This is a genomic window from Subtercola sp. Z020, from assembly GCF_002931235.1.
Lineage (GTDB): Bacteria > Actinomycetota > Actinomycetes > Actinomycetales > Microbacteriaceae > Subtercola.
On the sequence record NZ_PSTT01000095.1, the window covers coordinates 1 to 21,853 of the forward strand.

At 69.2% G+C, this 21,853-nt stretch carries 25 protein-coding genes; 12 read left to right on the plus strand and 13 right to left on the minus strand.

Annotation, left to right across the window (positions count from 1 at the left end; genetic code table 11):
* On the minus strand, positions 1 to 585 hold a 585-nt coding region (locus C5B96_RS12230; RefSeq protein WP_104245642.1), incomplete at its 3' end, for a helix-turn-helix transcriptional regulator.
* A 101-nt stretch (positions 586 to 686) separates the two neighbouring features.
* On the opposite strand from C5B96_RS12230, the gene C5B96_RS12235 reads away from it, so the two are divergent.
* Positions 687 to 1,436 carry an SDR family oxidoreductase gene (locus C5B96_RS12235; protein ID WP_104245643.1) on the plus strand — a complete coding sequence of 250 codons (750 nt, stop codon included), beginning with the start codon at positions 687 to 689 and terminating at the stop codon, positions 1,434 to 1,436.
* Here the strand turns inward: C5B96_RS12235 and C5B96_RS12240 are convergent.
* Complete coding sequence (locus tag C5B96_RS12240) at positions 1,433 to 2,800, minus strand: LLM class flavin-dependent oxidoreductase (protein WP_104245644.1); 1,368 nt, start codon at positions 2,798 to 2,800, stop codon at positions 1,433 to 1,435. The genes C5B96_RS12235 and C5B96_RS12240 overlap by 4 nt on opposite strands.
* 160 nt (positions 2,801 to 2,960) lie before the next feature.
* On the opposite strand from C5B96_RS12240, the gene C5B96_RS12245 reads away from it, so the two are divergent.
* The 3 genes from C5B96_RS12245 to C5B96_RS12255 are packed head-to-tail and all read left to right on the plus strand — an operon-like array spanning position 2,961 to position 5,512.
* Positions 2,961 to 3,809, plus strand: a complete 849-nt coding sequence (locus C5B96_RS12245) for a MetQ/NlpA family ABC transporter substrate-binding protein (RefSeq protein ID WP_104245645.1) — start codon at positions 2,961 to 2,963, stop codon at positions 3,807 to 3,809.
* Between the two features lie 18 nt (positions 3,810 to 3,827).
* Positions 3,828 to 4,829: a methionine ABC transporter ATP-binding protein gene (locus C5B96_RS12250; RefSeq protein WP_104245646.1), complete on the plus strand. Its 1,002-nt coding sequence runs from the start codon at positions 3,828 to 3,830 to the stop codon at positions 4,827 to 4,829.
* Positions 4,826 to 5,512 (plus strand): methionine ABC transporter permease, encoded by a 687-nt coding sequence (locus C5B96_RS12255; RefSeq protein WP_104245647.1) that lies wholly within the window; start codon positions 4,826 to 4,828, stop codon positions 5,510 to 5,512. The genes C5B96_RS12250 and C5B96_RS12255 overlap by 4 nt, the downstream gene beginning before the upstream one ends.
* A gap of 92 nt (positions 5,513 to 5,604) precedes the next feature.
* On the opposite strand, the gene C5B96_RS12260 is transcribed toward C5B96_RS12255, so the two are convergent.
* Complete coding sequence (locus C5B96_RS12260; protein ID WP_104245648.1) at positions 5,605 to 6,486, minus strand: DNA-formamidopyrimidine glycosylase family protein; 882 nt, start codon at positions 6,484 to 6,486, stop codon at positions 5,605 to 5,607.
* A 115-nt stretch (positions 6,487 to 6,601) separates the two neighbouring features.
* Here C5B96_RS12260 and C5B96_RS12265 point away from each other — a divergent pair, with 115 nt between their 5' ends.
* On the plus strand, positions 6,602 to 7,615 hold the full coding sequence (locus C5B96_RS12265) for a hypothetical protein (RefSeq protein WP_104245649.1): 1,014 nt from the start codon (positions 6,602 to 6,604) through the stop codon (positions 7,613 to 7,615).
* A 99-nt stretch (positions 7,616 to 7,714) separates the two neighbouring features.
* Here the strand turns inward: C5B96_RS12265 and C5B96_RS12270 are convergent, their stop codons facing one another.
* The 3 genes from C5B96_RS12270 to C5B96_RS12280 all read right to left on the minus strand — a co-directional run bounded on the left by C5B96_RS12270 (position 7,715) and on the right by C5B96_RS12280 (position 10,335).
* Complete coding sequence (locus tag C5B96_RS12270; protein ID WP_104245650.1) at positions 7,715 to 8,749, minus strand: LLM class flavin-dependent oxidoreductase; 1,035 nt, start codon at positions 8,747 to 8,749, stop codon at positions 7,715 to 7,717.
* Between the two features lie 118 nt (positions 8,750 to 8,867).
* The gene (locus tag C5B96_RS12275; protein ID WP_104245651.1) at positions 8,868 to 9,215 is read right to left on the minus strand and encodes a protealysin inhibitor emfourin; all 348 of its coding nucleotides are present in this window, start codon (positions 9,213 to 9,215) and stop codon (positions 8,868 to 8,870) included.
* Complete coding sequence (locus C5B96_RS12280; protein WP_199176642.1) at positions 9,199 to 10,335, minus strand: M4 family metallopeptidase; 1,137 nt, start codon at positions 10,333 to 10,335, stop codon at positions 9,199 to 9,201. Before C5B96_RS12280 ends, C5B96_RS12275 begins: the two co-directional genes overlap by 17 nt.
* 153 nt (positions 10,336 to 10,488) lie before the next feature.
* Here C5B96_RS12280 and C5B96_RS12285 point away from each other — a divergent pair, with 153 nt between their 5' ends.
* The 3 genes from C5B96_RS12285 to C5B96_RS12295 all read left to right on the plus strand — a co-directional run bounded on the left by C5B96_RS12285 (position 10,489) and on the right by C5B96_RS12295 (position 13,441).
* Complete coding sequence (locus tag C5B96_RS12285; RefSeq protein WP_104245652.1) at positions 10,489 to 10,851, plus strand: hypothetical protein; 363 nt, start codon at positions 10,489 to 10,491, stop codon at positions 10,849 to 10,851.
* Between the two features lie 100 nt (positions 10,852 to 10,951).
* Positions 10,952 to 12,790 carry an HNH endonuclease signature motif containing protein gene (locus C5B96_RS12290; protein ID WP_104245653.1) on the plus strand — a complete coding sequence of 613 codons (1,839 nt, stop codon included), beginning with the start codon at positions 10,952 to 10,954 and terminating at the stop codon, positions 12,788 to 12,790.
* A gap of 390 nt (positions 12,791 to 13,180) precedes the next feature.
* Positions 13,181 to 13,441, plus strand: coding sequence for a hypothetical protein (locus tag C5B96_RS12295; protein WP_104245654.1), 261 nt, complete (start codon positions 13,181 to 13,183; stop codon positions 13,439 to 13,441).
* A 179-nt stretch (positions 13,442 to 13,620) separates the two neighbouring features.
* Here the strand turns inward: C5B96_RS12295 and C5B96_RS12300 are convergent, their stop codons facing one another.
* The gene (locus tag C5B96_RS12300) at positions 13,621 to 14,160 is read right to left on the minus strand and encodes a TetR/AcrR family transcriptional regulator (RefSeq protein WP_104245655.1); all 540 of its coding nucleotides are present in this window, start codon (positions 14,158 to 14,160) and stop codon (positions 13,621 to 13,623) included.
* Between the two features lie 53 nt (positions 14,161 to 14,213).
* Between C5B96_RS12300 and C5B96_RS12305 the strand changes: the two genes are divergently transcribed.
* Positions 14,214 to 14,963, plus strand: a complete 750-nt coding sequence (locus C5B96_RS12305; protein ID WP_104245656.1) for an MBL fold metallo-hydrolase — start codon at positions 14,214 to 14,216, stop codon at positions 14,961 to 14,963.
* Positions 14,964 to 14,975: 12 nt separating this feature from the next.
* Here C5B96_RS12305 and C5B96_RS12310 read toward each other — a convergent pair whose 3' ends face one another.
* Complete coding sequence (locus C5B96_RS12310; protein WP_233189181.1) at positions 14,976 to 15,887, minus strand: isoprenylcysteine carboxylmethyltransferase family protein; 912 nt, start codon at positions 15,885 to 15,887, stop codon at positions 14,976 to 14,978.
* Between the two features lie 200 nt (positions 15,888 to 16,087).
* Here C5B96_RS12310 and C5B96_RS12315 point away from each other — a divergent pair, with 200 nt between their 5' ends.
* A complete protein-coding gene (locus tag C5B96_RS12315; protein ID WP_104245658.1) occupies positions 16,088 to 16,951 on the plus strand; it encodes a hypothetical protein in 864 nt (287 codons plus the stop codon).
* Positions 16,952 to 16,998: 47 nt separating this feature from the next.
* Here the strand turns inward: C5B96_RS12315 and C5B96_RS12320 are convergent, their stop codons facing one another.
* The 5 genes from C5B96_RS12320 to C5B96_RS12340 all read right to left on the minus strand — a co-directional run bounded on the left by C5B96_RS12320 (position 16,999) and on the right by C5B96_RS12340 (position 20,051).
* Positions 16,999 to 17,577, minus strand: a complete 579-nt coding sequence (locus C5B96_RS12320; protein ID WP_104245659.1) for a TerD family protein — start codon at positions 17,575 to 17,577, stop codon at positions 16,999 to 17,001.
* A gap of 121 nt (positions 17,578 to 17,698) precedes the next feature.
* Positions 17,699 to 18,121 carry a DUF202 domain-containing protein gene (locus C5B96_RS12325; RefSeq protein ID WP_199176643.1) on the minus strand — a complete coding sequence of 141 codons (423 nt, stop codon included), beginning with the start codon at positions 18,119 to 18,121 and terminating at the stop codon, positions 17,699 to 17,701.
* A gap of 101 nt (positions 18,122 to 18,222) precedes the next feature.
* Positions 18,223 to 18,585 carry a YidH family protein gene (locus C5B96_RS12330; protein ID WP_104245661.1) on the minus strand — a complete coding sequence of 121 codons (363 nt, stop codon included), beginning with the start codon at positions 18,583 to 18,585 and terminating at the stop codon, positions 18,223 to 18,225.
* A 22-nt stretch (positions 18,586 to 18,607) separates the two neighbouring features.
* Positions 18,608 to 18,874, minus strand: coding sequence for a hypothetical protein (locus C5B96_RS12335; RefSeq protein ID WP_199176644.1), 267 nt, complete (start codon positions 18,872 to 18,874; stop codon positions 18,608 to 18,610).
* 4 nt (positions 18,875 to 18,878) lie between these two features.
* Positions 18,879 to 20,051: an inorganic phosphate transporter gene (locus C5B96_RS12340; protein ID WP_104245663.1), complete on the minus strand. Its 1,173-nt coding sequence runs from the start codon at positions 20,049 to 20,051 to the stop codon at positions 18,879 to 18,881.
* 163 nt (positions 20,052 to 20,214) lie between these two features.
* Between C5B96_RS12340 and C5B96_RS12345 the strand changes: the two genes are divergently transcribed.
* Both C5B96_RS12345 and C5B96_RS12350 read left to right on the plus strand, forming a co-directional pair.
* Complete coding sequence (locus C5B96_RS12345; RefSeq protein WP_255414736.1) at positions 20,215 to 21,546, plus strand: APC family permease; 1,332 nt, start codon at positions 20,215 to 20,217, stop codon at positions 21,544 to 21,546.
* Between the two features lie 59 nt (positions 21,547 to 21,605).
* Positions 21,606 to 21,853, plus strand: a 248-nt coding sequence (locus tag C5B96_RS12350; protein WP_146078167.1) for a hypothetical protein, incomplete at its 3' end; no start/stop codon positions are given.

Consider the following 21,853-nt stretch of genomic DNA (forward strand, 5'->3'; position numbering starts at 1 on the left):
CGGCGAGACGCTCGCCCCACCACCGGCCGAGATCGCCGCGCGCAGCCCCGCCGCCTGGATCGAACTCTGCCGCGCATGATCCCGCTCGGGGTACCGCGCCCGCTCCCGCGGGTCGGTGAACCAGCGGTAGAAGCCGCTCTGCGCCGGGCCGGTGAAGCCGCTGTGGTCGCCGAGCAGGGCCACGGCGAGCCGGTTCTGGGCGAGCGTCTCGCCGAGGTCGCTGAGCACGAGCGCCGGGCTGTCGTCGAGCCGGTCGAGCACGCGCAGCAGGGCCGGGCTGACGTGGTCGGTGCGTCGCAGGCGCCGCGGCGGCGTGTGCCCGGCGAGGCGGAACAGGTGGTCGCGCTCGTCGAGCGTCAGCCGCAGCCCCCGCGCGATCGCGCCGAGCATCTGCTCGCTCGGCTGTGGCCCGCGCTGCTGCTCCATTCGGGCGTAGTAGTCCGTCGACATGCCCGAGAGCGCGGCGACCTCTTCGCGCCGCAGCCCGGCCGTTCGGCGGCGCGCACCGGGCGGCAGCCCGACATCCGCGGGATGGAGCGCCTCGCGGCGACGACGCAGAAAGTCTGCGAGCCCGGCTCTGTTCATGTCTCCATCATGCTGCCTCGGTGACGCGCGAGGCAGGGATCGCCGATCCGTGGCTGAACGCTCCCTTCTCCGCCGGGGGCGGGAGGCCCGAGAGTGGAGCCATGAACATTTCAGGGAACACCATCTTCATTCCGGGCGGCACGTCGGGCATCGGCCTCGGTCTCGCCCAGCGCTTCGCCGCAGCGGGCAACCAGGTCATCGTGGGCGGTCGCCGCCGCGAGCTGCTCGAGCAGATCGCCCGCGACAACGAGGGCATCGAGGGCGTCTACATCGACACAGCGGATGCCGCCTCCATCGCCGAGGTCAGCGCCGAGGTGCAGCGTCGCTGGCCCGCGACCAACGTGCTGATCGCGATGGCCGGCATCATGCGGCCCGAAGACCTGCGGAGCGCGGACTTCCTCAGCACGGCAGAGCAGATCGTCACCACGAACCTGCTCGGCCCGCTGCGTCTCGTCGCCGCGTTCACGTCGTTCTTCGCGGCCCAGCCGTCGGCCACCATCGTCACGGTGTCGTCAGGCCTCGCCTTCACCCCGCTCAAGGCGACGCCGACCTACAACGCCACGAAGGCGGCCATCCACTCGTTCACCGAGATTCTGCGGCTGCAGCTCGCCGAGACGAGCGTGCAGGTCATCGAACTGGTGCCGCCCGCCGTGCAGACCACACTCATGCCGGGCCAGGAGTCGAGCGAGAACGCTCAGCCCCTCGACGAGTTCCTGACCGAGGTCATGGACCTTCTCGAGTCGCAGCCCGAGGCTCAGGAGATCCTCGTCGAGCGCGTCAAGCTGCTGCGATTCGCCGAGGTCAACGGCACCTACGACCAAGTGCTCGGGATGCTCGCGGCCTCACACTAGCCGCGGCTGAAGGCCCCGCGGAACTGCCGCCCGTAGTGCGTCGGCAGAAGCTGGTCGTGCCCGAACAGCTTCTGCCGCAGGGTGCCGACAGAAGGCTCGTCTTTCGCGAGCCCGCGCTTTCGGAGGGTCGGCATCACCTCGTCGATGAACAGCTGGTACGAGTTCGGCAGAGTCCAGTTCATGACGTTGATGCCGTCGACGCCTGCCCGCTGGAACTCCTCGAGCCGGTCGGCGATCTGCTCGGGCGTGCCGACGAACCGGCCGCGCACCTTCGCCGTGATCTTCGCGAGGTCGCGCACCGTCGGCTCGCGGTCGGGCGAGGCTTCGCGCAGCCACTTGGTGTGCGAGAAGCCGCCCTCGTGCTTGATGTCCTTCAGCAGCATGTCCGGGTCGAGCGGCGTTCCCGTGGCCTGGTCGAGCCCCAGGTTGATGTGCGCGAGAAAGCCGTCGGTCGAGATGTACTCGTCGATCTCTGCTTCCGTGCGCTTCGCCTCCTCCTCGGTGCTGCCGATCACGAAGGTGAGCCCCTGGAAGAACTGGATGTCCTCCGGGCGGCGCCCGTACTCCACTGCCAGCGCACGGGTGGCCGAGATGTCGCCCTCGGCGATCTCGGGTGTGGGGGAGAGGATGAACTGCGCCTCCGCATTGCGTGCGGCGAACGCCCGGCCCGCCGGCGACGACCCGGCCTGGAAGATCACCGGCGACCGCTGCAGCGACGGCGACGGAAGGTGCGGCCCCTCGACCTGGTAGCGCTCGCCGACGTGGTTGATCTTGTGGATCTTCGTGTAGTCGGCGTAGATGCCTGACGCCTTGTCCTTCAGCAGCGCGCCGTCGTCCCACGAGCCCTCCCAGAGCTTGTAGACCACGTCCATGTACTCCTGCGCCCAGCGGTAGCGCTCATCGTGCTCGATGAGGCGGTCCATGCCGAAGTTGCGGGCGGCGTTCTCGAGCGAACTGGTCACCACGTTCCACCCGATCCGCCCGTTCGAGATGTGGTCGAGGGTCGAGACCTTACGAGCGAAGTCGAAGGGATGCGACTGGATGATCGAACTCGTGAACGCGAGTCCGATCCGCTCGGTGCTGACGGCGAGTGCTGACAGCAGCACGGAGGGGTCGTTCGAGGGGATCTGCAGCCCTTCGCGCGCGTTCACCTCATACGAACCGTTGACCGGACCGTAGAGCCCGACCACGTCGGCGAAGAACATCGTGTCGAAATTGCCGGCCTCGAGCGTCTTCGCGAGGTCGACCCAGAGCGTGACGTCGTTGAAGTCGGCCTGCTGCGCGGTCGGGTGCCGCCACAGCCCGTGCTGGATGTGCGAGGTGGTGTTCATGACGAACGCGGAGAAGTGCAGGGGCTTGGGCATCGTCCAATTCTCCGGGGCGGGCGCTGCCGGGGCATCCACCGAGCGTCACATTGCGTAGCATGGCGGGCCCCATGGGGCCGCCCGCCCTAGGGTTGTCACCGGCTCACACAGCACCTGCAGCCCGCCCCCACACCTTTCGCTCTGCCCTGAGGAGAACTCCGTGCGTTCACAGAAGTACCTGATTGCCGCCGCAATCCTTTCGACCGTCGTCGTCGGCGCGACGGGTTGCTCGTCGTCGTCGTCGAGTTCCTCCGACGCCGCGGTCGGCGCGACATCCGGCGGCGTCACCACCATCACGGTCGGCGCGACCTTCCCGGCCGACGACATTCTGAACTACGTGGAGCAGTCCCAGGCCGCGGCCGCCGGTCTCGACATCACGGTCACGTCGTTCACCGACTACACGACCCCGAACACGGCGCTCGAAGACGGCTCGCTCGATGCGAACCTCTACCAGCACCTGCCCTTCCTCAACAACTTCAACACCAACAACGGCACGCACATCGCTCCGGTCGGCAAGGTCTACTTCCCGGCGCTCGCCCTGTACTCGAAGACGATCAAGAGCGTCGACGACATCCAGAACGGCGCGACCATCAGCATCCCGAACGACCCGACGAACGAGCTCCGCTCGCTGAACCTGCTGCAGAAGGCCGGCCTGATCACGCTCAACGAGGGTGCGACCGGGGTCGTCGGCGACATCGCCACCAACCCGAAGAACCTCGTCTTCCAGGAGCTGGATGCCGCGACCCTGCCCCGCGCGCTCGACGAGAACGTCGCCGGTATCGCCAACCTGAGCTTCGCGTTGCCGGCCGGCCTCACCGGCGACCAGCAGATTCTGACCGAAGACGTCGACGGCACCCTCTACACGAACCTCCTCGCCACGAAAGAGGGCCACGAGAACGACCCGGCCATCCAGAAGCTCTACGAGCTGCTGACGTCGAAGCAGACGCAGGACTGGATCACCTCGGAGTACAAGGGCCTCGTGCTCCCGTCGAGCGGCCCGGCCTCCTGACCCCGGCGAAGGAACCCCGTGATCACGATCACTGACCTGCAGAAGTCCTATCCGCCCCGGAACGGCAGGGGCACGACCGTCGAGGCCCTGAAGGGTATCGACCTGACGGTCGCCGACGGCGAGATCTTCGGCGTCGTCGGGCAGAGCGGGGCGGGAAAGTCCACGCTGCTGCGCTGCGTCAACCTGCTGGAGCGACCCACCAGCGGAACGATCACCGTGGCCGGGCAGGATCTCACCACCCTGGGCGAGGCGGAGCTCCGCGCGGCGCGGCACGGCATCGGCATGGTGTTCCAGCACTTCAACCTGCTGGCGTCGCGCACGGTCGCCGAGAACGTCGAGTTCGGGCTCGAGATCACCGGGGTGCCGAAGGCCGCCCGTCGGGCGCGGTCGGCCGAAGTGCTCGACCTCGTGGGTCTTGCCGACCGGGCATCCGCGTACCCGTCGCAGCTCTCGGGGGGCCAGAAGCAGCGCGTGGGCATCGCCCGGGCGCTCGCCGGCAACCCGAAGGTGCTGCTCTCCGACGAGGCGACGTCGTCGCTCGACCCGGAGACGACGCTGTCGATCCTCGAACTGCTGAAAGACCTGAACCACCAGCTCGGGGTCACGATCATGCTGATCACCCACGAGATGGAGGTCGTCAAGCGCATCTGCACGTCGGCCGCCCTCATCGAAGGCGGGCGCATCGTCGAGTCGGGCAACGTCATCGATCTGCTCAACACCCCGAAGTCGAAGATCGCGCACGCGCTGTTCCCGCTCGGGGAGAGCAGGGGGGCGCCCGGCAACACCGTTGTCGAGATCATGTTCGCCGGTCACCTCGCCGACGAGCCGATCGTGGGGCGGATGTCGCGGGAGTACGGCATCGACGTCAACATCCTCGGCGCCGCCGTCGAGATCGTCAGCGACCACCGGGTCGGGCGCATGCGGCTGGAGTTGCCCGGGTCGTTGGACTCGAACGAGCGGCCGATCGAGCAACTGCGGGCCAGCGGGCTCTACGTCGAGGTTCTGGAGGCGACACGATGAACGTCAACTGGGTGACGATGGTGCCGATTCTGACGAAAGCGCTCGGCGAGACCTTCCAGATGATCGGGATCGCGCTCGCGTTCACGATCGTGTTCGGTCTGCTCGTCGGGGTGCTGCTGGTGTCGACCGACGAGGGCGGGGTGTACGAGTCACCGTTCGGTTCGAGGCGGCTCGGGTCGATCATCCATTCGGTGCTCGGTTTCATCGTCAACATCGGGCGGTCGCTGCCGTTCATCATTCTGATGGTGGTGCTGATTCCCTTCACGCGGCTGATCATCGGAACGTTCATCGGGCCGACGGCGGCTGCGGTGCCGCTGACCATCGCGGCGATCCCGTTCTTCGCACGCCTGGTCGAGATCGCGCTGCGCGAGGTCGACCAGGGCCTCATCGAGGCGGCGCGGTCGATGGGTGCCAGGCGCGGAACGATCATCTGGAAGGTGCTGCTCGCGGAGGCGCGGCCGAGCATCGTGCTGGCGCTGTCGACGTCGGTGATCTCGCTGCTGAACTACTCGGCGATCGCGGGCACGATCGGGGCGGGCGGAATCGGTGACATCGCGATCCGGTACGGGTACCAGCGGTACGACAACGCCTACCTGTTCACGACGATCGTGATTCTGATCGTGATCGTGCAGGTGGTGCAGCTGGTCGCGAGTGCGGTGGCGCGCACGCTGTCGCGGCGCTGAGCGGCGGCTCGCCGAGCGGGGCGAGCGGGGCGAGGCTGAGCCGGGCGACGCTGGGCTGCGCCGGGCGGCCCCGGTCGGGCATCCAGAGCCTGCTACTTGAGCAGCCGCGAGAGCACCCGGTCGGCGAGCAGCTTGCCGCCGGTCTGGCAGGTCGGGCAGTACTGCAGCGTCGAGTCGGCGAAGATCACCTGGCGCACCGTGTCGCCGCAGACCGGGCAGGCCTCGCCCGTGCGACCGTGCACTTGCATGCCGAGCTTCTTCTCCTTCTTGAGCTCCGAGGCGGCGAGCCCGTCGGCGCGTTCGAGAGCCCCACGGAGCGTCACCTGCAGCGCCCCGTAGAGCCGCTCGATCTCATCAGGTTCCATCGCCGCCGGCTTGAACGGCGACATGCGCGCCTCGTGCAGGATCTCGTCGGAGTACGCGTTGCCGATGCCGGCGATGTTCGACTGGTTGCGGAGCACCCCCTTGATCTGCTGCCGCCCCGACCGGCCCAGGATGCCCGCGAACACTCCCTCGGTGAACCCGGCGTCGAGCGGGTCGGGGCCGAGCTTCGCGATGCCCGGCACTTCGTTCACGTCGGTGACCAGATAGATCGCGAGGCTCTTCTTCGTGCCGGCCTCGGTGATGTCGAGCCCCGAGCCGGCCGGGAGGGTGCCGCCGCCGCGCATCACGAGTCGAGCCGCCAGCGCGCTCTTGCCCGGCCGGCCGCTGGCCGGGGGCGGCGGGCCCTCGCGCCACCGGATCCACCCCGCGCGCGCCAGGTGCATGACCAGGTGAAGCTCGCCGATCTCGAAGTCGAGGAACTTGCCGTGCCGCGCGACGCCCCGCACCACCTCGCCCTCCAGCGCGCTGAGCGGCGGCGAGAACGTCTTGAGAGCAGCGAACGACAGCGCATCGAACCGGTCGACCGTCTGCCCGCGCAGCCGTTCACCCAGATCGGTGACCAGCGCATGTACTTCGGGGAGTTCGGGCATGCTTCGATTCTGGGCCCCACCACCGACACTCGTCCAGAGTTCGCCCGGGGCTGGACAGGGCGAAGTCGAGGTGCGCTAGAGTCGACCGATACTCAGTGAAAGAAGGTCATCGATCGTGGGCTACAACGAGTCGGGGGTGCGGGAGATCCGGCAGATCGTCTCCATCGCAGCGACGGAGCGGGCCATCTATGCCGTCAAGACGATCTACGACGAAACGGATGCGGTCAATGCGGCAGGGCATGTCGTCTGGGCGGACTGGAACGATGAGCACACCTGCCTCGACCCAGACAGAGACCGTGGCATGACGGCGCTCAGCACGAACGACTCGATCCTCGCCATCTGGGCGTCGCCGCAGGGACACCTCTGGGTGACGAGTGCGAACGGCACCGTCTACACGACGGCGCCGGTGACGTGGCCACCTCCGCGCTGGGAGCCCCTCGACTGGGATGGGGGCGGCTCCGACGCCGACCTTCCGTGGTCGGTGACCACTCTTCCCGACTGGGCCGGTGGGTATGCGCCGCAGATCAACGCCGTCTGGGGCAGCAGTGACACCGACGTGCACTTCGCCACCTACAGGGGCACCCTCTACCACTGGAACGGTGAGTTGTTCGAGATCACGCTCGAAACGGGCGCGATGCTCGTCAACCTGCACGGCAGCGCGAGTGACGACGTGTACTGCGTCGGCCAGGCCGAGAGGAAGCAACCCGACCAGACCGCTGCCTGGCACTGGAACGGCACACGGTGGTCACCGGTCGCCACGCCCGAGGGAGTGCAGGTGGGCCTGCTGACCGGCGTGCGCGCACTTCCCGAGGGCAGGGTGATAGCGGTCGGCACCGCTGGCCTCATCTTCGAAGGAACCCCGTCGGGCCTCGAGGTTCTCCTGGACGCGCAGATGTCGATGTACAGCATCGCCCTGTTCGACGGCGAGTTCTACGCGGCCGGAGGGCGTTCGGGCCTCTGGAAGATCGAGGGCGACGACATCGTGTGCATCAAAGACCGCGCACGCGCCCTGGGTCTCTTCGAGTGCGGCCCGATGCTGCTCATGACCGCCGACGACCAGGAGGATGCCCCGGAGCTTCTGCAGTATGCGCCCCGGATCGAACGGCCGTGGATGCGCCTGCAGTTCTGAGGCGCATCCACGGCCTGGGGGCATCCGCGGCGCGCGGGCGTCCGCGGCGCGGACATCCATGCCGTGGGGGGCATCCGCGGCGCGAGGGAGGGTCTGGGTCTAGGCGACCGCGCCCTGCATCTCGCCCTGTCTTGCACCCTGGCGTGCATCGTGCATCGCCTCGGCGGTCAGCTCGACGGAGCGGAGGCGGTCGCCGATGTTCTGCGAAGCGTGCGCGATGATGAGCTCGTCGGCGTGGGCCTTTGCCGCGAAGTTCTCGAGGAAGTCGCGCACCTCGTCGGGCGTTCCGGCGACCGAGTAGCGCATCATGTTGGCGATGCCGCGGCCGCTCGGAGTGGAGAGGAACGCATCCACCTGCTCATCGGAGTACTCGGTGCCGGCGGGGCCGCGCTGCAGCATCCCGCGCACGCGGGCGCGGCGGGTCACGGCGAACTGCTCCCGGGCATCCTCGGCGTCGGTGGCGGCGATCACGTTGACGCCCGCCAGCACGTACGGCTCGGCGAGCTGCGCGGAGGGCTTGAAGTCGCGACGGTACACCCCGACGGCCTCGTGCAGGGCGTCGGGGGAGAAGTGGGATGCGAAGGCGTAGGGGAGCCCCAGCATCGCGGCGAGCTGGGCACCGAAGAGCGACGACCCGAGAATGTAGAGGGGCACGTTTGTACCCGCGCCGGGCGTCGCCTGCACGCCGGGCACGCGGGACTGGCCGGCGAGGTAGGCCTGCAGTTCCAACACGTCTTCGGGAAAACGGTCGGCCGACATCGGATCGCGCCGCATCGCGCGCATCGTCTCCTGGTCGCTGCCCGGCGCTCGGCCGAGCCCGAGGTCGATGCGATCGGGGTACAGGCTGGCGAGCGTTCCGAACTGCTCGGCGATGGTCAGTGGCGCGTGGTTCGGAAGCATGATGCCGCCCGATCCGAGCCGAATGGTCGAGGTCTGGCCGGCGACATGCCCGATCAGGATGCTGGTGGCCGACGACGCGATCGTCGGCATATTGTGGTGTTCTGCGTACCAGACCCGGCGGTAGCCGGTCCTCTCCGCCGTCTGGGCGAGGGCGACGCTGGCGGCGAAGCTGTCGCGGGCGGTTTCTCCGGGGGCGATGGGGGCGAGGTCAAGAATGGAGAGCGGTGTCGACATGCTGGGTACAACGCGTGAGGCCCCCGATTCGTTCCCGCCCGCCCCACCGATCGCGGGGATCGCGGCGCCCCGCCGCTCGCGGCGCTCCCGACCTGCCGTCGATCACACCTGCCGTCGATCACGCCTGGCAGTGCGGTTCGCTACCTCCGGGCGCATCGGCCTGCTGCTGCACGCGATCGACCAGCTCGCGCCATCCGCCGGTCAGCTCGCTCTCGGGCAGCGTCGCCTCATGCCGCACCTCGGAACGGACGACGATGACGATGCGGTACACGAAGCGGTCGGCGCTCGTCGCATCCTGGCTCGGCACCCTGCCCCACGGGAGGGAATCGGCGAAGCCCAGCCAGTCCTTCGCGCTCGACTGGTCTTCCGCGGTCGCCTCCCATGTGCGCTTCAGCCCCGCGAAACCCCCCGAGCGCACCACCGTGACCGCGACGACGGGGCCGGATCTCTCAGCTGGCTGCTCCATCCTCCAAGACTCCCACTTTCACCCATCCCGCGCGAACGGCTTTCGTCTTCGCCGAGTCTGCCCCGAACCGCGCTGTCGCGGCCGCAATCGTGGCGTCGGCGAACGCGACGAAGTCGGCATCCGGAGCGAGCGTGCCGGTGATCGTGTCGTACCAGACCTGGCCGGCCGACTCCCACGCGAAACCACCGATCTCGATGGCCGCCAGGGCGAAGGCGCGGTTCGGGATGCCCGAATTCAGGTGAACGCCGCCGTTGTCGTCTGTCGTCTCGACGTAGTTCGCCATGTCGGCCGGCTGCGGATCTCTCCCCAGCACGTCATCGTCGTACGCCGTGCCGGGCGCGATCATCGACCGGAGCGCCGTGCCCTGTACGGCGGGGGTGAAGAGGCCCTCGCCGATCAGCCAGCTCGCCTCGCCCGCCGTCTGCTGGCGCTGGTACTGCTCGACCAGCGCCCCCATCACATCGGAGTAGGACTCGTTGAGGGCGCCCGACTGGCCCTGGTAGTCCAGCGCTGCCGTGAACTGCGTGACGCCGTGCGAGAGCTCGTGGCCGATCACCGAAACGGATGCCGTGAACCGGCCGAAGACCTCCCCATCGCCGTCGCCGAACACCATGCGCTCGCCGTCCCAGTAGGCGTTGTCGTAGTCCTGCCCGTAGTGCACCGTGGCAAGCAGTGGCAGACCTCGTCCATCGATCGAGTTGCGGCCGAAGGCCTCGTCGTAGAGCCGGTAGGTCGCCCCGAGCCCGTCGTAGGCCTCGTCGACGGTCACGTCGGAGGAGGGCGCTTCACCTTCGGAGCGCACCTTCGACCCGGGCAGTTGCTCCGTGTTGCGTGCGGTGTAGACGGTGCGGTCGAGAGTGGGAGCCGGGGCTGCCTCGGAAGAGTGGCGTGATCCGCCCCCCGGGGAAGTGCCGACGGCAGACTGCCGTGCGCCGGGTTCACCGGAGTCGGACTCTCGCCGGGAGGCGGGCGGCTTCTCGGTTGAGAGGAGCCGGGCATCCTGAATCGAATCCCGTGCCAGCAGCGCACGCCGAGCCGACGCGGAAGCCCGCGCCATGCGCGTGTCATCGGCGTCAGCGATCTTCTGGAGCAGGTACGGAGGAACGATCGAATGCATCATGGCGACACTCTACGTCGGCCTTCCGACATCCGATCGGGGCGTACTGAGCATCTGTGGATAACTTCTTTCCGCCAGTGATTGTGGCCTTATAACCACATTGGAAGGGTGGTGCAACAGGTTGTACCTGTGAGGTAACAAGCAGAGTCTTGGGGCATGAAGAAGATCTCGTATGCCGGAGAATCCTTCGTCACGTCCGATGGAGTCGCCGACGCACTGCTGCGCTTCGTCGCCGCGCTGGGCGCGAATCACACCTCTGCTTCGGTGGAGATACCCGCCGTCTCGTCGTCGGAGGAAATGGAACTCGTCCAACTCGTCGTCGGCCCGACCAGCGAGATTGTGAGCCGCCCCGACACGTCGTCGCGCCCGGTTTCGAGCGAGCCGGTGCAGGCCGACATGCGGCAGGCCGTCGCGCGCCTCGAAGCGAGCACGGATGCTCTGACCGTCGCCCGCAACGTCGTCTACGCCCAGCCGCAGCGCTTCGCCGGGTACGACTTTGAGGGACTCGAGTCGCTCTAGCTCCGTCCGCCGAAAATTCTCAGAAACCAATTTGCTCCTGAGGGTCGTTTTGGCCTCATTTTGCTGAGGGAATGTCAGTGGTGGGTGGTTGGGTTGTGCCATGACCACTTCAGCCGCTTCTCTGCTTGCTGGGCTTCAGGATGCCTGGGAGTGCTTGAGCGATGCCGGTGGTGTTGGCGGTGTGGCTGCCGCGCCCGGTGGGCTTGCCGATGAGGAGTTGGTGGCGGCTCTCGCGGAACTCGAGTCGGTCGGCCGTCTCGTAGACGGGTTGCGTGTTGCTCTGGCTGGGGAGGTGGCGGCCAGGTCGGATCCTGCGTACGGCGACGAGGGCTTGTCGAGGTCGCAGAACTTCGCGACTCCGGCGAAGTTCTTGGCGGTGGTGACGGGTGTGTCAGTGTCGACAGCGTCGGCGCGCGTGCGTCTGGCGGCGCAGGTGCACACGACGTTTTCGGTGACGGGCCTGCCGAACCCGCCCCGCTTCCCCCGTGTCGCGGAAGCTCTCGCCACCGGTGCGCTCGGTGTCGATGCGGCGGCAGCGATCACGAAACGCCTGCACGACGTCGCGACCCGCACGGGCTTCACGGAGGCCCTCGAAGAAGCCGAAGGCGAGCTCGTCTCCCTTGCGCAGCAGACGATCGGCGGTCTCGGGTACACCGCGGATGATGTGGATGCGTTGGCGCTTCGTGCCCGTGAGCACCTCGACCCTGACGGCGCGGAACCGCGCGAGGCCGATCTCCACGACCGCCGCTACCTGACCCTCTCCCCGCACCGTTCCGGCATGACGAAGCTCACTGGCTGTCTCCCGCCGTCGTCCGCGGCGATCCTGAAGGCGGCCCTCGAGCCGTTCACGAGTCCCCGCGTCGTCGCTTTCACCGACCCCACCCCACCAGCTGGCGCCCCCACCCCGGCGTCTGGCGACCCGACTCTGTCACCCGGCGACCCCGCCGCGTCGCCCGGCGACTCGGCCTCTTCCCGCGCCGCCACGTCAGCCACCACCACGCCCGGCCACCTCACCGCATACGACTTCGCCACCGCACCCGACTCAGCCACCGCGCCCGACCCGGCCACCTTGCCTGACCCGGTGTTCGAAGACACCCGCACCCGCGGCCAGAAAACCGCAGACGCGCTCGTGCAGTTGGTCTCGATGGCCGCCGGGCTACCCGCACTGCCACGCATCAACGGCGCAGCACCCACCATCAACGTGCACGCAACCCTCGACGACCTCGCCGCCGGGCGTGGTGTCGGATGGGTCGACGGTCTCACCGAACCCGTCCCGCACACCACCGTCGAAGCGTTGCTCTGCCACGCCGACACGATCACCACCCTCTTCGGCCACCACGGCCAAGTCTTGCAGCACGGGAAGACGAAGCGCCTGTTCACCGCGGCGCAGAACCGTGCCCTCGCCGCCCGCGACGGCGGATGCGTCTGGCCGGGCTGCGACGCACCACCGTCCTGGTGCGAGAGCCACCACGTCGACGGATGGCTCTCCGACACCCACCCCGGTGGTGTGACTGACATCGACAACGGTGCGCTGCTGTGCCACTTCCACCACTCACACGTCCACAAAACCAGCTGGACACTTTCCATGCGTAACGGAACTCCACACCTCACCCCACCCGACACCATCGACTGGACCCGAACACCCCGCCCCTGCCAACAAAACCGCACCCGCAAACCACAACTCGCCCCCAAACCACCACCAAACACACCCCACCCACCGAACCCACCCCGCGCATCTAAGCCACCGCGCATGCCGAACGCACCCCGCACGCAGAACTCGGTGCGCACACCGAACCCACCCCACCCCCTGGATTCCCACCGAACTGCGGACCCACCCACCCATCCCCAGCGACCCCGAAAACACCACCCACCCGACCACGATCCGCAGATCGACACCGACACCGACACCGACACTGGCACTGGCACTGCCACCGAATGAGTTCCATCTCACCCGCGCCCCGCGCCAACCCAGCCATCCGGCCAGCCATCTCGCGGGCGCGACCCGCTGGCGAGCCCAACCATCGAAGAGGCACCTGCGCATCCGCACCACGCCACCGTCGGCAAGCCCGGAGGGCGCGGCAGCCCCGCCGACGCCCATCCCCGACGCCGACGCCTACGCCTACGCCTACGCGCGAGCGTCAGCGCGCAACCCGCGTCTCCGCCACGCAACGCACCTCACTGTCGCCCGGCCCATGACACCGGCGCCCGAGGGCAAGCGCCCCCGACGCTGCGTATCGACCCCACCTTGCATCCACCTCGCCCGATCCCACCCCACCTCTTCAGCCACGCAGCGCAGGGCTCACGACGCCTGCGGCTCTAGGCTGGAGGCATGGCAGACCTGACCCATGAACAACTGCAGGCCTCTGAACACACCGAACGGCGCACGGTCGGCGGTGAGGTTCGCTACTACCTGAAAGATGTCGCCGAGCACCTGCGGCGCATGAACGCTCCGTTCAATCCCGATGGGCTCGAGGCGTGGTTCACTCCCGACGGCAAGTTCCACGCCCAGGGGCTGAACGCCAACGCGAGCTTCTACGGCACGCTCGGCGCTGCCGCTGCAGTGCAGATCGCAGCCGGTTCGAGCCTCTGAGCTGAGAGTGCAGCTCCGGCGCTGCGCGCAGATCAGATGCAGCCGCGAGCCGCCGCCGTCCGCGCCACCCGCAACCACTACGCCCCAGCCGCCGCACCCGCAGCCGTAGCCGTAGCCGCGAGCCACCCCACGCAGCAGCCGCCCGCACGCAGCAGTCGCACGCACGCAGCAGCCACCGCTCACCCGCGCGTGATGGCAGCGACGATCCGCTCGACGCCGAACCCCCAGGCGCGGTCGACGTCGCCGCCGAGCTGGAAGCTGCCGTTCAGCTCCATGCTGATGAACCCGGCGCACCAGGCCGTGAGGGTGCGCGCCGCGTCCAACGCGTGTTCCTCGCCGGCGAGTTCCACAGAGATCCTGAGTATGGGCTCCGTCGCGACCTGCCGGTAGTGCTCGTCGACCGGCGGGATGCCCGGTCCCGGCGCCATGACCAGCTGGAACGCCGCCGGCCGCGCATGGCCGAGCGCGCGGTACCTGTTTGCCAGCTCGACGGGATCGCGCACCCCATCGAGGCGTGCACCCAGCTCGGCCAGGGTGGCCTCCGCGACGAGCCGGATGAGCGTGCTGCGATCCCGCACCCTCTTGTAGAGCGAGGGCGCCCGCACGCCGACGCGCGCGGCGACGGCGGCCATGGTGAGACTGGCGAGCCCCTCTTCTTCCAGCAGGTCGCAGGCAGCGTTCACGATGGCGTCGAGGGAGGTGCGCTCAGGTGTGGGCATGTGTCGAGTATAGCTATTGACAGTAGCCATGATGGCTACGTAGCATAGCCATCATGAACCTCGCACCCAACCTCCACCGCATCGGCAACGACATCGTGGCCGTCTACCTCATCGACACCCCGGAAGGCGTCACGGTCATCGATGCCGGGCTGGCCGGGCATTTCGGCGAACTCGTCACCGAGCTGGGCTCGATGGGTCGCACCCTTGACGATGTGAAGGGCGTCATCCTGACCCACGGCGACGGCGACCACGTCGGGTTCGCCGAGCGACTGCGCCGGGAGCACGGCGTTCCCGTCTACATCCACGAAGGCGATGCTGCCCGCGCGAAGGGCGGCCCGAAGCCGAAGAACGCGAAGCAGTCGCTGAAGCTCGGCCCGATGCTCGGCTTTCTCGCGTATTCGCTGCGCAAGGGCGGGATGCGCACCAGCTGGCTCACCGACGTCGTCACGGTGCGGGGCGGCGAGACCCTCGACCTCCCCGGCGCGCCGCGCATCATCGCCCTGCCCGGCCACTCGGAGGGCAGCATCGCCGTTCACGTTCCGGCGGTCGACGCTGTGTTCGTCGGCGACGGTCTCACGACCCGGCACGTGCTCACGGGGCGCACGGGCCCGCAGCCGGCCCCCTTCACCGACGACCCCGCCCAGGCTCTGTCATCGCTGCGGGCCCTCGTGCCGACCGGCGCGACCTGGGTGCTCCCCGGCCATGGCGCGCCCTGGGGTGGCGGCGTCGAGGCGGCCGTTGCAGCGGTCGAGGCATCGCAGGCGGCGCAGGCAGCGCAGGCCGCAGCCCGCGACGCCCGCTGAGGCGCACCTCCCTCAGGCCGACAGGGACTTCGGGATGCTCGGCACCCAGCAGCGCACCTCGGCTGTGTAGCGCCGGAAGTCCGGGCCGAACCGCTCTTCGAGGTCGGCTTCTTCGAGCGGGCGGATGGCGTAGTTCCAGAGCAGCGAGCCGGCGATCGCATACACGACCACGAGCAACGACGAGAGCAGCAGCCCGACGGCAGCACCCTGCACGATTCCGGCGAACGCCATCGGGTTCCGGATGAAGCGGTAGGGGCCAGCGATGACGAGCCGGTTCGGCATGGCCGACGGCAGCGGGGTGCCGTCTCCGAGGGTCGACATGACGACAGCCGACCAGATGCCGAGCGCGCTGGCCGACACCAGCAGGAGCGCGCCGATCAGGGTGACGGGAAGCGGGAACGTCAGCGCGAGCATCCAGCGCCGTTCGAGAAAGGCGATGACGAGCGGTATCACGACGAGGAAAAGGCCCCAGAAGACCACGATCTGGCGGAAGGTGGCGAAGACGTGGTGGGGGCGGTGGGTCGCGGTGACGCTCTCGGCGGCACGGAACGCGAACGGGCCGACGATCATCCACCCCGTGGGCACCCGCCCGAAGAGCAGCAGGCAGGCGGCGAGCACTGAGGCGCCCGCCGAGGCCGCCATCAGCAGGACGCCCCAGCCCGCCTCACCCGTCAGCGTGGCGAAGATCGCGAGCGCGACGGCGACGACGGTCGTCCACGCCGTGCTCAGCACGATCGCCCAGCGCACACCGAACGCCGCGATGGCTGAGCCGGCCACGAAGAGCGGGATGTCGAGGGTTGCGACAGCGACCGGGTCCAGCGAGCCGAGGGTCTCCTGTCGCACCCACGGCCAGGCGAAGACCGCGACCCACCAGGCCGCGCCGGCGAGCGCCTGCAGGCCGAAGTACGCCCGCGCCGCCCTCACTGGGTCGGCGCCGTCTGCGCCTCTGCGGCATCGGGGCAGGCACGGAACGACACGGAATCTCCTTCGAACGAACGAGCAGGCGCGGTCGCTGTGCGGGTGCGGTCGCGCACCCATCCTCCCAGCGGAGCAGCGCTCGCACCAGACGGCCGAACAGCGCGCGCACCAGGCGTCGCTTCGGGCCGGGCGATTACACTCAGCCCATGGCCGACCACGTTCTCGCGATGGACGACCCTGCCGCGTTCCTCGACGGACTGCTGCAGGCCGCCCGCAGCATCCTGCCGCCCGATGTCGCCGCTGCGACGCTCACGGTGGTGCGACGTCGGTCGATCGCCGACCGGATCGCCGGCCGCGAGGGCTCGATCAGCGCACTCCGGCTGCTCACCCGCGGATACGCGATGGAGCTCAGCTGGTCGAAGGGCCCGCACTTCACCGCTGAGACCCGGCGCCTCGTCGGCGGAATCTCCCTGTCGCGGCGCACCCAGAGCCTCGCCGAATGGCTCGAGGCCTTCGCCGGTCGCGTCGCCGTTCTCGCGGGCGAGCCCGCCGACCCGCAACCCGGTTGGGCCGGGCGGGAGGCTCAGGCCGGTCGCTCCAGCGCCGCCGAACGAACCCTGAGGGCCCTCGGCGTCTCTGTTTCGCGCCCGGGAATCACGGTCGGCGACGACACCGCCCTGGCCGACCTGCGCGCTCTGCCGTTCAAGGTGCGCGCGGGACTGCCGGCCGCGGCCGCGGCATCCGTCGCCCGCATCGTCGACCTGCTGCTCGACACCCTGCCGCGCGTCACGGGCGATCTCGACATGAACGCGATGGCGCACCGCACAGCGACCGTCTACCTGCCCGACACCCTGCGCGCCTACCTCACCCTGCCACCCGGCTGGGCCCGTGGGCACGTCTACCCCGACGGCAGCACGCCCGACAGTGCGCTGATGGCCCAGTTGGTCGTGCTCGAACGGGCGGTGTCGCGGATGCACGAAGCGGCCGTTCGCGGAGACGCCGACGGGCTGCTGCTGAACGGCCGCTTTCTCGGCGAACGCTTTCGCGAGCAGCACGGCCCGACGCTCTGACGCGGACTGCGGGGCGGGGCGGGGCCGGGCGGGGCTGCGGCCCAGCCTCAGTCGAGCGGTACGCCGAAGTCCCGCGCGATGCCCGCGAGGCCCGCTTCGTAGCCCTGGCCCACGGCGCGGAACTTCCACTCGCCGTTGTGGCGGTAGATCTCGGCGAACAGCATGGCCGTCTCGCGCGCCGCGTCTTCGGTGAGGTCGTAGCGCACGATCTCCTCCAGGTCCTGGTCGAGCACGCGGCAGTACGCCGCTCGCACCTGCCCGAAGTTCTGGCGGCGGTTGTCGGCGTCGTGGATCGAGACCGCGATGACGATGCGCTGCACGTCGGCAGCGACCGCCGCGAGGTCGATGACGATCTGCTCGTCGTCTCCGTCGCCCTCACCGGTGCGGTTGTCACCCTGGTGCACGACGGAACCGTCGGGGGTCGACATCTGGTTGTAGAAGATGAAGTCCTCGCTCGAGCGCACGCGACCGTCAGCGGCCACGAGGATCGCCGACGCGTCGAGGTCGAACTGCTGCCCGGCCGTCGTGCGCGGATCCCAGCCGAGACCGACCGTCGCGATGGTCAGTCCGGGGCTGGTCTTCGTGAGCGAGAGGTTTGTGCCTTTGGAGAGGCTGAGTCCTGCCATCGGTGTGGATGCTCCTTCGGGGTTCCGGTGCCGGCTGAAACGCTGCGGGCCCCTTCCATTATGGAACCGTCTGCGGGGAAACGACTGTGGCGCCCGAAAGGAGTGTGCAGCCCGAACCAGTTCAGCCGAACCCTGTCGACAGCACGAAGACGAGGGCGGCGGCCCCGAAGACCAGCGCGACCGAGCAGAGCAGGGCGAGCAACGCGGCGCCCGGCATCTGCAGCTGCACCTGCACCTGAGACATCTGCGGCTCGTGCGCCGGCACCGGCCCCGGCCCTGGGCCCCGCCCCGGCCTGAGCAGGCGAGGGTGCCTCCCCCGCGAGCGCAGCGCGATGAGCGCGGCGGCGACCAGCCCGAGAACGCCCACCGCCAGACCGCCGACAGCGAACGGCAACGGAAGGCCGGGGAGACCGAGCGAACCGCCGAGAGCTGCCTCGAGGGAGGTCGCGAGGGAGGTCGCGGCGACCCTGAGGATCACGAGCGAGCCGACGGTGACCGACAGTGCAGCGCGCTGCCACGCGAGGGCAGTGCGCTCGCTCTGCAACCCGAGGTCGAAGGCAGAGGGGGATGCAGCGCCGAGTGGGTGGGCGCCGCGTGGGTCAGCCCCGCGTGGGTCAGCCCCGTGTGGCTCAGCGCCGTGTTCGCTCACCGCAGCGCGAAGCCGAGCAGCAGCAGGATGCCGACGACCGCGACCGCCCCCGCGAGGGGCGCAGCCAGCCGCGAACCTGGCAGCGGCTCTGACCGGCGGATGGCCTGCTCGACCCGCGCCCATCCGAACCACGCCTGCAGCGGAGAGAGAATACCGCTCACCACCAGAACGAGGGCGGCCGCGAGCTTCAGGCCCGGCTGCAGCGGCAGGTCGAGCGCTGCGAGCGCCACACCGCCCGCGATGAGCGCCAGCGACGTGCGGATCCAGGCGAGGAAGGTGCGCTCGTTCGCCAGGGTGAATCGCGCATCGGGCTCCGTTCCCACTCCGAAGACGCGCTGGGGAAACCGACTGTCAGCCACGAGGCCAGCGTAGCGCCCGAACTCAGTGGAACTGCGGGATGATCAGGTACAGGCTGTACAGCACGGCGGCCACGCCGATTCCGAGGCAGACGTAGCCGCCGACGGTCGCACCGAGCGGGCGGGGGCCGCGAGCGCTGTCACTGACGACAGATCCGTCGGCTCCCGTGTCGTCGGGCGATCCGGTGGCCAGCAGCCGCAGTCCGAGCGCATAGAACACCACGATCACCACTGCAGCGGCGAACGAGATGGCGAACACGAGGCCGAAGGCGCCCCAGTCGATGCTGATCATGTCGTCACGCTCCCTTTTCTGCGAGTGCCCGGCCACCGGCATCCGGAGCCGAAGGCTCTGTACCCTCGTCGACCTCGTTCACGTTGTCGTGCGTCACCGGGTGCCGCCGGGCGAGCACGAAGAAGCCCGCGCCCAGCACGAGGGCGAGCACCGCCACGATCACCAGGCCGATGGTGCTGGTGGATGCCGCCCAGGCGGCGACACCGCCGACCAGAGCGGCGGCCGGCAGAGTGAAGACCCAGCCGAGGGCGATCTTGCCGACCACGTTCCAGTGCACGCGGGCCAGTTTCTTGCCGAGACCCGATCCGACCACGGCACCCGAGGTCACCTGCGTCGTCGAGAGCGCGAAGCCGAGATGCGACGAGATGAGGATGGTGGCAGCCGAGCTGGTCTCCGCCGCGAAGCCCTGAGCCGGCTGAACGTCGGTGATGCGCTTGCCCACCGTGCGCATGATGCGCCAGCCGCCGAGGTAGGTGCCGAGCGCGATCGCCAACCCGCAGGCCGCGATCACCCACAGCTGTGGGCCGGTATTCGAATCCTGGTAGCCCGCGGCGACCAGCGTGAGGGTGATGACACCCATCGTCTTCTGCGCGTCGTTCGTTCCGTGCGCTAGCGACACGAGCGAGGCCGACACCGTCTGCCCGTGGCGGAAACCGCGGTCGGAACCGCGGGCCCGGGCCTGCCGCGTCAGCCGGTAGGCCGCGAACGTCGCCACCAGCGCGACGATGCCGGCGACGAACGGCGAGAAGAGCGCCGGCAGCACGACCTTCGACAGCACGACGCCGAAGTCGACCGAGTTCACTCCGGCCCCGATGATCGCCGCTCCGATCAGCCCGCCGAAGAGAGCGTGCGTCGAGCTCGAGGGCAGTCCGAGGTACCAGGTGCCGAGGTTCCAGAGCACGGCACCGACGAGACCCGCGAAGATCATCGTCGGTGTGACCTGGATGCCGCCCTGCCCCTCCTTGATGATGCCCTGCGAGATCGTCTTCGCTACCTCGGTCGAGAGAAAGGCGCCGACCAGGTTGAGCACCGCCGAGATGAGCACGGCGACCTTCGGTTTCAGTGCGCCGGTGGCGACCGATGTGGCCATGGCGTTCGCCGTGTCGTGGAACCCGTTCGTAAAGTCGAAGACGAGGGCGATGACGATGACGAGAGCGACGGTGATGAGTACGTCCAACGGATGATCCTCCGGTCGTGATCGGGAGGCTGTGTCGCACGGATTGGTGTTCGCTCGTCTCTCGGCAGCGACGTTAGAGGCGCTCGGTGAACACGGGATGAACGGGGCCGCACATCGGCCGCCGGGTCCACGATCGAGGGCGGTGGCCCGCGAGAATGGAGGTGTGCCCGACTCGGTCGACCAGACGCCACCCTCCCCCTCGCCCTCCCCTACGGGCGCGCCAGCGCCCGCGCTTGCTCGCCGCCTCGGCACGGGCGACGCGGTGTTCATCGGGCTCGGGTCGATGGTCGGTGCCGGCATCTTCGCCGCCTTCGCGCCGGCCGCCGCCGCCGCGGGCGCGGGGCTGCTCATCGGGCTCGCGCTGGCGGCGGTGGTCGCCTTCTGCAACGCGACGTCTTCGGCCCAGCTCGCGGCGCGCTACCCGACCTCGGGCGGAACCTACGTCTACGGGCGCGAGCTGCTCGGGCCGTGGTGGGGGTTCCTCGCCGGGTGGAGTTTCGTGATCGGCAAGACCGCGAGCTGCGCGGCTATGGCGCTGACCTTCGCCGCGTACGCTGCACCCGCCGGCTGGGAGAAACCGGTCGCCGTCGCCGCAGTGGTCGGCCTTGCAGCAGTGAACTACCGGGGCGTGACACGCACCGCGGCGCTCACCCGGGTGATCGTCGTGGTGGTGCTGCTGGTGCTCGCTCTGGTGGTCACGGCAGGTGTTGTCGGGGGCACTGGCGATGCAAGCGGCGGGTGGATGCTCGGCGGCGGTCTGCTCGATGCGGGCTGGTACGGCATCCTGCAGGCCGCCGGGCTGCTCTTCTTCGCCTTCGCGGGCTACGCGCGCATCGCCACCATGGGAGAAGAGGTGCGAGACCCGGCCCGCAGCATTCCGCGGGCCATCACCCTCGCTCTCGCCATCGCGGTCGTCGTCTACGCCGTGGCCGCCGTCACCGCGCTCGGCACACTCGGCGCGGGCGGCCTGGCTCGCTCGACCGAGCCGCTCGTCGACACCGTCACTGCGGCGGGATGGGCCTGGAGCGCTCCCGTCGTGCGGTTCGGAGCCGCCGCCGCGTCGCTCGGCGCCCTGCTCGCCCTCATCGCCGGCATCGGACGCACCTCGCTGGCCATGGCCCGGGAGGGCGACCTGCCGCGCTGGCTGTCGGCCGTGCATCCGAGATTCCACGTGCCGCACCGCGCCGAGGTCGCCCTGGCTGTCGTCGTCTGCGTGCTCGTGCTCACCGTCGACCTGCGCTCGGCGATCGCCTTCTCGTCGTTCGGCGTGCTGCTCTACTACCTCATCGCGAACGCCTCGGCACTCAGGCAGCCGCGCGCCGAGCGCCGGTACCCGCGGGCGCTCCCCGTTCTCGGGGCGATCGGATGCCTCGGGCTGGCGTTCACCCTCCCACCCGCCGGCATCGTGGCCGGCGTCGTCGTGCTCGCCGTCGGCGTCGCCGCCCGCCTGCTGGCCCGCCGGTCCCGCGCGAGGGAGCACACCGTCGGCGGGTAGGGCGGCGGCGGGTAGGCGGGGCGGCAGGTAGGCGGGGCGGCAGGTAGTAGGGTCAGCGGGTGGTCAAATCGTTGTTCGCCGAGCTGGTCCAGTTGGCGGATGAGAGTTTCTGCCCCGAGATCTCGCACGCTGAAGCCCTTTTCGGGCGGGCGGCCGATCCGGACGTTCCGTACAGCCTGAAAGCGCTGCGGCGGTTGGGGCGCACGCGTCCGGCGGTGGCTGTCGACGCGAGCGAGGGCATCGCACCGACGGGGATGCGCACGACGTTCGGAGCGGGCAGCGCTGTGCGGCTCGAGGTCTTCCACGC